11 protein-coding genes are annotated in these 11,718 nt (G+C 63.7%); 4 read left to right on the top strand and 7 right to left on the bottom strand.

Going from position 1 to position 11,718, the window contains the following annotated elements; genetic code table 11:
- Together J7G73_RS10520 and ansA are read left to right on the top strand one after the other, a co-directional pair.
- On the top strand, positions 1-678 hold a 678-nt coding region (locus tag J7G73_RS10520; protein ID WP_291246217.1), incomplete at its 5' end, for an ATP-binding protein.
- Between the two features lie 92 nt (positions 679-770).
- The gene (ansA, locus tag J7G73_RS10515) at positions 771-1,790 is read left to right on the top strand and encodes an asparaginase (RefSeq protein ID WP_291246216.1); all 1,020 of its coding nucleotides are present in this window, start codon (positions 771-773) and stop codon (positions 1,788-1,790) included.
- A gap of 77 nt (positions 1,791-1,867) precedes the next feature.
- Here ansA and pap read toward each other — a convergent pair whose 3' ends face one another.
- The 4 genes from pap to J7G73_RS10495 form a co-directional block, all read right to left on the bottom strand.
- Positions 1,868-3,340 (bottom strand): polyphosphate:AMP phosphotransferase, encoded by a 1,473-nt coding sequence (pap, locus tag J7G73_RS10510; RefSeq protein ID WP_291246215.1) that lies wholly within the window; start codon positions 3,338-3,340, stop codon positions 1,868-1,870.
- A 230-nt stretch (positions 3,341-3,570) separates the two neighbouring features.
- Complete coding sequence (locus J7G73_RS10505) at positions 3,571-5,106, bottom strand: nitrite/sulfite reductase (RefSeq protein WP_291246214.1); 1,536 nt, start codon at positions 5,104-5,106, stop codon at positions 3,571-3,573.
- Positions 5,107-5,244: 138 nt separating this feature from the next.
- Positions 5,245-6,018: a hypothetical protein gene (locus J7G73_RS10500; protein WP_143424657.1), complete on the bottom strand. Its 774-nt coding sequence runs from the start codon at positions 6,016-6,018 to the stop codon at positions 5,245-5,247.
- The gene (locus J7G73_RS10495; protein ID WP_291246213.1) at positions 6,015-7,367 is read right to left on the bottom strand and encodes a citrate synthase; all 1,353 of its coding nucleotides are present in this window, start codon (positions 7,365-7,367) and stop codon (positions 6,015-6,017) included. Before J7G73_RS10495 ends, J7G73_RS10500 begins: the two co-directional genes overlap by 4 nt.
- 181 nt (positions 7,368-7,548) lie before the next feature.
- On the opposite strand from J7G73_RS10495, the gene J7G73_RS10490 reads away from it, so the two are divergent.
- Positions 7,549-8,610 carry a SpoIID/LytB domain-containing protein gene (locus J7G73_RS10490; RefSeq protein ID WP_087291876.1) on the top strand — a complete coding sequence of 354 codons (1,062 nt, stop codon included), beginning with the start codon at positions 7,549-7,551 and terminating at the stop codon, positions 8,608-8,610.
- 22 nt (positions 8,611-8,632) lie between these two features.
- Here J7G73_RS10490 and J7G73_RS10485 read toward each other — a convergent pair whose 3' ends face one another.
- Complete coding sequence (locus J7G73_RS10485; RefSeq protein WP_291246212.1) at positions 8,633-8,905, bottom strand: hypothetical protein; 273 nt, start codon at positions 8,903-8,905, stop codon at positions 8,633-8,635.
- 98 nt (positions 8,906-9,003) lie between these two features.
- On the opposite strand from J7G73_RS10485, the gene J7G73_RS10480 reads away from it, so the two are divergent.
- Positions 9,004-10,356: an MATE family efflux transporter gene (locus J7G73_RS10480; RefSeq protein WP_087291873.1), complete on the top strand. Its 1,353-nt coding sequence runs from the start codon at positions 9,004-9,006 to the stop codon at positions 10,354-10,356.
- 9 nt (positions 10,357-10,365) lie between these two features.
- Here J7G73_RS10480 and J7G73_RS10475 read toward each other — a convergent pair whose 3' ends face one another.
- Positions 10,366-11,421: a YcxB family protein gene (locus tag J7G73_RS10475; protein WP_291246211.1), complete on the bottom strand. Its 1,056-nt coding sequence runs from the start codon at positions 11,419-11,421 to the stop codon at positions 10,366-10,368.
- Between the two features lie 108 nt (positions 11,422-11,529).
- Positions 11,530-11,718, bottom strand: a 189-nt coding sequence (locus J7G73_RS10470) for an SDR family oxidoreductase (protein ID WP_291246210.1), incomplete at its 5' end; no start/stop codon positions are given.

Raw genomic sequence — 11,718 nt, 5'->3', positions numbered from 1 at the left:
GGAGGGACTCTCATGCGTTTTGCAAGCGATCCGCTGGAGCTGGCGGCCCTGCTCCGCCGCCAGGCCGCCCTGCGCCTGGGCCCGGACGCGCCCGCCGATGCCGCCGGGCTGCGGGCCGGTTACCTGCTGCTGCGCCGCGCCCGGGCACTGGAGCTGGAGACGGCCTTTTCCCTGCCCGCTGCATCCTGCCTGGAACTGAACAGCTGGTGCAACGTTCTGCTGGAGGCAGCGGCCGAGGTCTGCCCTCTGCCGCCTGCGTCGATGCGCTTTTGTAGCTGGGGCGAGCCGCTTCCGGTGGCGGGCCGCAGCGGCCTGCTGGAGGCGCTGGTGCTGCAGCTGGTATGCAACAGCCTTTTGCATGCCGGGCCCCGCCCCAACCTGGAGCTGCGGCTGCGTTCAGCAAACGGGCGCGCTCATCTTATCTATATAGACAGCGGCCCCGGCCTTGCCCCCGATGCCCGACCGGGCTTCGGCTTCGGTGCGGCCCGTGCCTTTGCCCGCCAGGCGGGAGGAAGCTTTGCGGTGCGCGCGGGTGGGCCGGGCTTTGTGTGCGGGGCTTCGCTGCCGCTCTACCCCGCCCTTCCCCTGCTGACACCGCCCCGGCCGTCGGAGCTGCTGGCGGACCGGTTCAGCCCGGTTTATATTCATCTTGCCCCCCGGTGCATCCTGCCGGAGTAAAGTTGCCCCCGCCCGGCTTTTGTGGTATGCTGATAAGCAGCAAAATCCGCCGCAGCGCCGCAGAAGCCGACGCCGGCCAGGGGGCATTTTTTATGAAAAAACGCATCTGCATCTTATATACCGGCGGCACCATCGGCATGATGCCCGGCGAGCAGGGCTACGCGCCCAAGCCGGGCTGCTTTGCGGGCGGGCTGGCCACCATTCCTGAGCTGACCAGCCCGGACATGCCGGACTGGGGGCTGGTGGAGATGGACCCGCTGCTGGATTCCTCCAACATCACCGTGCACGAGTGGTGCGCCATCGGCCAGGCCATCGCGGACCGGTACCACCAGTTCGACGGCTTTGTGGTGCTGCACGGCACCGACACCATGGCCTACACCGCTTCGGCGCTGAGCTTCATGCTGGAAAATCTGGACAAGCCGGTGGTGCTCACCGGCAGCCAGATCCCGCTGTGCCAGCTGCGCAGCGACGGGCGGGACAATCTGATCACCAGCTTGCTCATTGCAGCCGAGGGCGTGGTGAACGAGGTGAGCCTTTATTTCGGCGGTCAGCTGCTGCGGGGCAACCGGGCGGTGAAGAGCTCGGCGGACGGCCTGCAGGCCTTCTCCTCCCCCAACTATCCGCCGCTGGCCACCGCCGGGGTGGACATCCGCTACAACAAAAGCGCCATCGGCGCGCCCCGGGTGAACGGCCCCTTGCAGCTGGCAAAGCTGGAGAACGTGCCCATCGGCGTATTGAAGGTATTCCCGGGCATCCAGTTCGAGCTGTTCGACTCGATTCTGACCGAGAAGCTGCAGGGCATCGTGCTGGAGACCTTCGGCGCGGGCAACATTCCGGACTACGACGGTGCACTGCTGCCCCTGATCCAGAAGGCCTTCGCCCATGGCACCATCCTCACGGTGTGCAGCCAGTGCCCCCAGGGCGCGGTGCACATCGGTACCTACGCCACCAGCAGCGGCCTGAAGGCCGCCGGTGCGGTGAGCGGCCTGGATATGACCACCGAGGCGGCGGTGGCAAAGCTGTACTACCTGTTCAGCAAGGGCTACGACCGGGACACCATCAAGCACTGGATGGAGCAGGACCTGCGGGGCGAGCTGACCAGCGCCCGGTAAATCCGCCTGAACATACGAAAAACGCCCCTTCGGCAAAACAGCCGAAGGGGCATTTTTTCTGTGTGCTCCGCAAGCGGTCAGTCGCCCAGCGCCTTTTCCAGGGTATCCACAATGATCTCCAGGGCTTTGACGCGGGCATATTTTTTGTCGCACGAGGGCAGGATGTGCCAGGGGGCCTTCTGCGTACTGGTCTTCTGCAGCATCTCGTCCACCGCCTGCTCGTAAGCGGGCCATTTTTCCCGGTTGCGCCAGTCCTCGTCGGTGATCTTCCACTGCTTTTCCGGGGTGTTCTGGCGGCTTTGGAACCGCTCCAGCTGGGTGGCCGGGTCGATGTGGACCCAGAATTTCAAAATCACCGCGCCCCAGTCGGCCAGCTCGGCCTCGAACTCGTTGATCTCGTTGTAGGCCCGCTGCCAGTCATTCTCGGTGCAGAAGCCCTCGATCCGCTCCACCAGCACCCGGCCGTACCAGCTGCGGTCGAAGATGGCAATGTGGCCGGTTTTGGGCAGGCGGGTCCAGAACCGCCACAGGTAATGCCGGGCCTTTTCGTGGGGCTCGGGGCTGGCGATGGGATTCACCTGATAGCCTCGGGGGTCCAGCGCGGCGGTGACCCGCCGAATGTTGCCGCCCTTGCCCGCGGCGTCCCAGCCCTCGTACACGATGATCACCGGCACCTTTTTGCGGTAGGTGCGGTTGTGCAGAACGGTCAGCCGCTTCTGCAGGGCCTTGCGGCGGGCGTCATATTCCTCGTCGGTCAGGCTTTGGGAAAGATCCACCTGCGCCAGCTTGGGCATGGACACCAGCGGGAAGGTATTCTGCAGCAGAGGCACCGCCAGCGCCGCGTTTTTGCGGGCGGTGTCGATAGCGCTGCACAGGGTCTCCAGCATCTGCAGCTCGCACCACTTTTTGTCCTTCGCGTCAATGATGTACCAGGGCGCGCCGGGCAGATTGGTGGCCCGCAGGTAATCGTCGAACACATCCTCGCACTCCTCATAGTGCTTGTTCTGCCAGCGGTCGTTGGTGCTCACCCGCCAGGCGGTGTCCGGGTCGGCGGCCAGAGCCTCCAGCCGCTTTTTCTGCTCCTTGCGGCTGATCTGCAAAAACAGCTTAAGCACCAGATAGCCGTTGTCGGTGAGCTGGCGCTCAAAGCGCAGCACGCTCTGCAGCCGCCGGGCGTAGGCCTGGCCCTCCAGCTCGCCCCGCAGCCGCTCCTTCACCACCTGGTCCATCCAGCCGGAATCCAGAAAGGCGAACTTGCCCGCCTCGGGAATGGCCTTCACATACCGGTGCAAAAAGGGGTAGCGCCCCTCCTCCGGCGTGGGGGCGGACATGCTGGTCACCGTGAAAAACCGGGGGTCGATGTTTTGGATAATCCGCCCCAGCATGCTGCCCTTGCCCGCGGCGCCCCAGCCCTCCACCAGCACCAGCACCGGCAGGCCGGCGGCCTTCACCTCCAGCTGCAAAGCTTCCAGCCGGTCACGGGCGGCATCCAGCCGCTGCTTGCATTCGCTCTCCTCCGGCCGCGCGGGCCGTACCCAGGTTTTCAACATGTTGCACACCTCTCATTTCCCTGCCCGGACACTTTACCGGGCGCTGCGGGCGGCGCGGGAGATTGCCCACTGTCCGCCGTTTTCTTTCATTATACCACCGGGCGGCAGGTTCATACCGGCTTAAGTTTCGGCATGACCCACAAGCTTTTCGCCCATTTTTTGCCAACCATGCAAAAATGCCCCGGATGGCAGCTGCCATCCGGGGTATTTTGTTGCATTTTTTCGCCGGCTCAGACCAGATACTCCGCCGCCAGGGCGCGCAGCTCGGCCTCGTGGGCGGGCAGCCATTCCTCGAAGGAAAGGCCGGTATCGGCCACCTTGCGGCCCAGCGCCACCAGGAATTCCGGGATGCGCTCCTCAAAGATCACGCCCCAGCTCTCGCCGAAGCGCTCCTCGCCCATCCGGGCGCTGCCGTTCACATGCAGGGTGAAGGCGGGATGGGGCTTTTTGTCCACCAGCTTCACGCCGCCGTGAAAGCCCAGGGTGCCCACCTGATGGGTACCGCAGGAGGAGGGGCAGCCGGAAATGTGGATCACCGGCAGCGCGCCGTCCGGCAGGTTTGCCTCGCGGGCAGCCTTCACGCAGGCGTGGTACAGCGCCTGGGAATCCCGCACGCCCTGCTGGCAGACCGATGCGCCGATGCAGGCCACCGAATGCTCAAAGCGGGTGCGCGCGCCGTCCTCGGTGACGGCCAGCACCTTTTCCGCCTCGGCGGCGGTGCAGTTGATCACATACATGGTGCCGTCCGCGCCCAGACGCACCTCCACCTGCTCCATGGGCTGGATGGTATCCAGCAGCGCCCGCAGGGTCTGGCGGCTGGGCGTGCCGCCCAGGGGATGATAGCTCACCGCGAACAGGCCCGCCTGCTTCTGGGCGATGATCCGCTTGCCGCTGATGCTGCCCTCGCCCTGCTTGGTCACCGGGCGCTTCTCCACCTGCCGGTCCAGCCCACCGGCGGCTTTCGCAGCCTCCAGAGCCTGGTTATAGGCCTGGCGCAGACCCTCCTCGCCCAGGGCCTCCTGCATGTAGCGGGTGCGGGCCTTGGCCCGCTGCTCATAGTTGCCGTGGGCCAGGAAGGTGTCCACCATGGCCTTCACGTAATACAGCAGCTCACCGCCGGGCACATGCTCGGCCACATTCAGGCCCATGCGGGGGTTGGGGCCCATACCGCCGGCGATGTATACCGAGAAGCAGCCGTCCGCCTCGGCCACAAAGCCCAGGTCCCGCATGGTGACGTGGGCCGTGTTGGTTTCATGGTTGGCAAAGCCCACCTTCAGCTTGCGGGGCATCCGGATATCGTACAGCAGGCTCAACAGATAATCTGCAGTCATCTCCGCATAGGGGATCACGTCGAAGCTCTCGCCGGGCAGCACGCCGGACAGAGGCGGCGCCATCACGTTGCGGGGGTGGTCTCCGCCGCCGCCCCGGCAGACGATGCCCGCATCCAGAGCCTTTCCCGCCACGTCCAGAATCTGGCGGCCGGTCAGATGGTGCAGCTGCACCGTCTCGCAGGTGGTCAGCTTGATCAGGTCAATGTTCAGCCGCTCGGTGGTCTCCACCACAAAGGCCAGCTTTTCCTTGGTCACGCGGCCGGCGGTCATCCGCAGGCGGATCATACCCTTCTGGCCGCCCTTTTCGGAATAGCTGCCGAAGCCGCCGGAGATGCCCTTGTACTCCTGCTTGCTCATATTGCCGGTATAAAAATCACGTGTGGCTTCGTCAAAGCCCTTCAAATCCGCCCGGAAGGCGGCCATCATATCGTTCATATGCCTCTCCTTTGTTCAGCTCACCGCCCCTGAGCGGAGCGGTTTGAAAAGTTATTATACCATAGGTTTGGCAGGATTTACACAAAAAAGGCCCGCCGGATTGGAAAATTCCGAATCCGGCGGGTTCTTTTTCACACGTTACTTCTCTTCGCTGGACACAGTGAGCGCGTAGACCGCGCCCATCAGGCCCACCAGAGCCAGGCACACGCCCTCGACCATGCCGCGCAGCGCGCTCTGGCCCTGCAGCCAGGTCCACACGGCGCTGGGCAGTGCCAGGCAGGTGCAGAACAGGAAGGCCGCCATGCCGCTGAGCCAGATCCACCGGGCGCTCTTGCCGCCGGGGATGTAGGCGCTTTTCAGCTGAGCCGTGCAGAACAGCAGCGCCACCAGCGCCGCCAGGGCCTCCAGAGTGGTGTTCACCCGCGCGATGCCGGTGGGAGCCAGACCAAACCGCTTGATGGTGAGCAGGTAGAGCGCCAGTGTGCCCGCAACGCCGAACAGCGCGCTGCCGGTGGGAGCCTCAAATTCCGGCGTGAACCGGCTGCGGCCCAGCAGCAGCATCCACACGCCGCTCACCAGATACAGCACCGCCAGCGCCAGCTCGAACCGGCCCATCTCGTCAAAGGCCGCCAGATACACCCCGCCCAGCGCGGCAAAGCCCACGCCGCACAGCAGTGCCAGCATGCCCTGAGCCGTGCTCTGGCCCTTCAGCGCGGTGCTGGTTTTGGGGATCATCCAGCCCGCCAGCCACAGCAGCACCAGCACGCCGCCCGCCAGCGCATAGCGCCACAGGTAGCTGCCCCAGGTCACAAAGCCGGTGGCAAGATCGGTGTAGTACATCACATCCAGCCAGCGCACGGCACCTGCCGCCGCGCAGACCAGAAGCAATAAAATCGTTGCAATTCGTTTCATCCGCGTTCCTCTAATGTTTTGTATTTCTGCCGCACGCCCAGGTACTTGTAGGCCGGGCGGATGATCCGGTTGGCGAACACCACCTCTTCAATGCGGTGGGCGCACCAGCCCGGAATGCGGCTGATGGCAAACAGGGGGGTGTAAAGATCCTGGCTGATGCCCAGCATCTTATAGATCAGGCCGCTGTACAGGTCCACGTTGGCGCACACGGTCTTGTTGCCCTTTTCCTCGGCAAACACCTGGGGACCCAGCTTTTCCACCAGGCACAGCAGGCGGAATTCCTCCTCGAAGCCCTTTTCCACCGCCAGCTTCTCCGCCTTCTGGCGCAGCACCACGGCACGGGGATCGCTGATGGTGTAGATGGCATGGCCCATACCGTAGATCAGGCCGCTGCCGTCGCCCGCCTGCTTGCGGATGATCCGGCGCAGAAATTCCCGCACCTCGTCCTCGTCCCGGTAATTCTCCACACCGGCCTTCAGGCATTCCAGCTGCTCCATCACCTTCAGGTTTGCGCCGCCGTGCTTGGGGCCCTTCAGGCTGCCGATGGCCGCCGCAATGGCCGAATAGGTATCGGTGCCGGAGCTGGACAGCACCCGGCAGGTGAAGGCGGAGTTGTTGCCGCCGCCGTGGTCCGCGTGGACCAGCAGGCACAGATCCAGCAGCTTTGCCTCCTCGTGGGTGAACTTCTGGTCCGCCCGGTAGGTGGAGAGGATGTGCTCGGCGGTGCTCTGCCCCGGCGTGGGCGGGTGGAAGAACATGCTCTGCTTGTCGTACACCCGGCGCTTGAGCTGGTAGGCGTTCACCATGATGGTGGGCAGCCCGGCGATCAGGTTGATGGACTGCTCCATCAGGTTTTCCAGGCTCAGGTCCTCGGGGCGCTCGTCGTAGCTGTAGAGCGAGAGCACGCTGCGGGCCATCTTATTCATAATATTGGGGCTGGGCGAGCGCAGCAGCACGTTCTCGATGAAGTGATCGGGCAGGTTGTGGTGCTCGGCGATGATCTGCTGGAATTTTTCCAGCTCGCTCTTTTTGGGCAGGCTGCCGAACAAAAGCAGCCAGCTGACCTCCTCAAAGATAAAACGGTCGTGCTCGTAGGCCTCCCGCACCAGCTCGTTCAGATCCACGCCCCGGTAGATCAGCCGACCCGGAGCGGGGATGACCTCGCCCGCCGGGCCCTTTTCGTAGCCCACAACATCACAGATGTTGGTCAGGCCCGCCAGCACACCGGTACCGTCCGGGTTGCGCAGGCCCCGCTTGACCCCCAGACGCTCACTGGTCTCCGGGTCGATGTAGTTATTTTTCAAATATTCCCGGCATAAAAATTCCATACCGGAAGACTGCTGGGCCATGGCCCCCTTCCCCCTCTGATCCGAATTTGTCAAACGGCCTGCTTCGGCGCGCTTTGCGCCCCGGGGCCGTTATTCTGAAAACCACCCGTTCCCACCGGTGGTTTATGTTTAATCTTACACACTTTACAACGAAAAAGCAAGTGCGGAAACTGCCGCCGCGCCGCCAAGGAGGTCCAATGCCATGAAACGAAGTATCCTGCCCATCCTGCTGTTCTGCCTGCTTACCTTCTGCCTGCCGCTGGTGAGCCTTCTGCCCCAGGCCGCCGGGCAGGCTGGGGCATCCTCCTCTTTGGGGCAGAACGCCGCCGAGGTCCAGCCTGCGCCCGCTGTCTCCTCCCCCGAAAGCACCACACCGCTCCCCAGCGCTCCGCCCGCCGAGACCCCTGCCCCGGCAGAGGATGTGATCCGGGTACAGAATGCCTCCACCGGCCAGGTTCTGGAGATACCGGTGCTGGAGTACATGATCGGGGCGGTGGCCAGCGAGATGCCCATCACCTGGCCGGACGAGGCGCTGAAGGCTCAGGGCATCGCCGCCCACAGCTACGCGCTGTATCAGCGGGACCACGCGGACACCGAGGCGCTGGGCGGGGCCTGGTTCTCGGTGGACCCGGCCCGCCGCCAGGGCTGCATGACCACCGAAGTGCTGCAAAGCTACTGGGGCGAGGACTACGAGGCCAACTACCAGCGGCTGAAAACCCTGCTGGAGCCGCTGGTGCACACGGTGCTTTTGTACGAGGGCGCACCCGCCGCCGCCTGCTACCACGCCATCAGCAACGGACGCACCGAGGCAAGCCAGCTGGTGTGGAACGAGGCGCTGCCTTATCTGCAGGGCGTGGACTCCCCGCTGGACAAGCTGGCCGAGGGCTACGAGGAAACGGTGAGCTACACCACCCAGCAGATGTACGACATGCTGGCCACCCAGTTTTCCGGCCTGGACCTGAGCGGCAGCGCGGACGGCTGGTTTGGCGAGACAAGCCTTACCCCCGCCGGATACGTGGACACCATCCAGGTGGGCGGGGCCTTTGTGAAGGGCACCCAGCTGCGCACCGCCCTTTCGCTGCGTAGCAGCTGCTTTACCATTCAGCGCACCGAGGATGGTTTCGATGTGACCACACTGGGCTACGGCCACGGAGTGGGCCTGAGCCAGTGCGGTGCCCAGGCCATGGCCGCCCAGGGTCAGAGCTGCCAGCAGATTTTAAGCTGGTATTTTCCCGGCACCAGCCTTGCGGAATACCCCGGCTGATCGTTCCGCTTCGTTCTCCTTTTCAAGTGGCAAAATGCCCGCCCACATGGCTTGTGAGCGGGCATTTTTGTGCTCTTTTCCAAGGCAACACCGCACAATTCGCGCCTAGCGGCTCAGGCGGCGTATCGCACCAAAATTTTTCGTGATATTTTCCAAAAATGCTCGCCAATCCACCAAGGATTGCCTGCGCTTTTTGGTTCATCTCACAAAAAATTTTCCGGTGCGCTCCATCACCTGGAATTGTGCAGTATGCCCTAATTTTGAAAACCAGTCGAAAATCCTCAAAAAGTTGCATTGACTTTTGCCGCCGCTGCGGTATGATAGGTGGCGTTATGTTTTCGCACAACACTCTGGATCTGATTTTTGCAACGCACCCAAATGGAGAGAATTGTTATGACCAAATCCATGACCGCCGGTTCCCCGGCAAAACTGATTTTGCTGTTCGCACTGCCGCTGTTCATCGGCAACCTGTTCCAGCAGGTCTACAACATGGCCGACGCCTTCATCGTGGGGCGGATGCTGGGCGTGAATGCCCTGGCCGCGGTGGGCTGCACCGGCAGCCTGACCTTTCTGATCATCGGCTTTGCCCAGGGCCTGTCCGCCGGTTTTTCCATCCTCACCGCCCAGCGCTTCGGCGCGGGAGAAATGGACGGCGTGCGCCAGAGCTATGCGGCCAGTCTGGTGCTGGGCGGCGTGATCAGCCTGGTGCTCATGGCGGCCAGCATGGCAGGCACCCGCCAGCTTCTGGTCCTGCTGCAGACCCCACCGGAAATTTTAGAGGATGCCACCCGCTACCTGATTGTGATCTTCGCGGGCATTCCGACCACCATGCTGTTCAACGTGGTGTCCAACGTGCTGCGCGCGCTGGGCGACAGTAAAACCCCGCTTTCCTTTCTGGTGGGGGGCTGCGTACTCAACATCCTGCTGGATGTGCTGCTCATCCTTTACACCCCGCTGGGGGTAATGGGCGCGGGCGTGGCCACCGTGATCGCCCAGCTGCTGGCCGGTGCCGCCTGCGTGGTCTACATCCACAAGGCCTTCCCCGCTCTGCGGCTGCACCGGTCCGACTGGAAGCTCAGCCGCCGGGAGGTGCTGCGGCATCTGCAGATGGGTCTGCCCATGGGCTTCCAGAGCAGCATCATTGCCATCGGCTCACTGATGCTGCAATACGCCCTGAACAGTCTGGGCAGCACCGCGGTGGCCGCCTTCACCGCCGCCAACAAGCTGGAATCCCTGGGCACCCTGCCTCTGTGCAGCTTCGGCCTTGCCATGGGCACCTTCGTGGCTCAGAACTACGGCGCGGGCAAGCTGCACCGCATCCGCACCGGTGTGCTGCAGTGCAGCGCCATGGCGCTGAGCTGGTCCGTCTTTATGGGTGTGGTGTTCCTGGTCTTCGGCCGCCAGCTGGCCATCCTGTTTGTGGGCCGCGACGCCCAGGTGACCGGCCTTTCCTATATTTATCTGTGCGTGGTCGCCTTCTCCATGTGGGTGCTGGCACTGCTGTTCATCTTCCGCTACTCCCTGCAGGGGCTGGGCCAGAGCTTTGTGCCCACCTTCGCCGGAATCATGGAGCTGGTGATGCGCGGCGTCTGCGCGGTCTGCCTGGTGGGCCCCTTCGGCTTCACCGGTGCCTGTCTGGCCAACCCCATGGCCTGGAGCGGCAGCGCGGTGCCGCTGGTCATTGCTTTCTTCATCACCATGCGGCGGCTCACCCTTTCCATGCCGGAGCATGAGGAGATCGCCTGACCGCTTCTCTTATTCCGGTCGGGCAAGCCGGGCCCGGATGAAGTCCCGCACCCGCCGGCGCTCCGCCTCATCGGCAAAGGCCTGGGGTGGCAGCAGCGTGATGACTCCGCCGTCCCTTTTCAGCACCAGCGTGCCCCGCTTCTCTCTCACTTCGTCGATTCGCTCCCAGCTCCAGAAGCTGCCCTCCTCGCCCCGGGCAAGCTGAATGCCGTCCTCATACAGTTCAAATCGGGCGGGCATGCGGGTCAGGCCGGAGGGTCCGCCCTGCTGGATGGTGGCTTTTTCCCGCCGCCGGGGATTGGTCTGAGCGGCCACCAGACCCACCACCGCCGCCGCGGCAATTCCCTTGACCAAAAGCCCGCCGGGCATCAGCAGAAGGATGATGAACAGTGCCGCTGCGCCGCCCAGCGCCAGACGCAGACGCAACCGGCGGTTCCAGGCATCGGCAATGGAATAGCTGGCGCCCCAGACCAGATTCGGCCGGGGTGTGATGAGCGACCGCCAGAGGGTCTCGTCCAGCGGCTGGGCCTGACGCACCCGCTCGTTCACGGTGTGCTGCAGCTGCGCCAGACCGCCCTGGGCCTCCAGCTCCCGGGCGGAAATGGCCGCCAGACAGCTGCGCCCTGCGCACAGCATTACCAGATCGCGGCTCTGTACCACCCGGATGCTCGGATTCCAGTGAACGGCCAGCAGCTGCAGGCCGTCGAGCCGGTAGATGCGAAGGATATGCTGGCTGAATACCAGGCAGCGAGGTTCCTCCGGCTGGTCCAGAAACCGCCGGTATGCCCTGCGGTTGCCCGCCACGATACGCCAGACCATCCAGCCCGCGGTGCCCAGAAACAGCAGCATATAGGCCAGCGTCTGCCAGCCATACCAGGAAAAATCCATGCCCATGTAGTAAAAGCCCCAGTAGGTCAGCCACAGTTCATGGATACCCAGCACCGCCAGAAACAGCGGCCCCAGAACGGCCGCAATCCCCAGCGGGCTGAGCAGGGTGCGCCGCAGCAGCAGCTTCCAGGCCTGACGGCGCAGCGAGAGGCTGTTGGTGTATTCGATCTGATCCATGGCGATATCCTCGCTTTCCGCTTTATTTCCCACAATTATACCATGAAATGCAAAACGGAGGGAAGCCCCGGCGACTTCCCTCCGTTTTTTCTGTGCTGTAAAACCGGGTCAGGTGCGGGCCAGACCGTCCACACTGAGCACCACGCCGGTGATGTAGCTGGCCATCTCGCTGGCCAGGAACACGAAAGCATTGGCCACCTCTTCCGGCTTGCCGATGCGGCCCAGCGGAATCTGGGTGCACAGGGCCTTGATGATGTGTTCCGGCACCGCGCGCATCATGTCGGTATCGGTGATGCC

Source organism: Allofournierella sp. (assembly GCF_017889395.1).
GTDB lineage: Bacteria > Bacillota > Clostridia > Oscillospirales > Ruminococcaceae > Allofournierella.
Note: the sequence above shows the minus strand (reverse complement) of the source record. Positions and strands in the feature narration are given on the sequence as shown.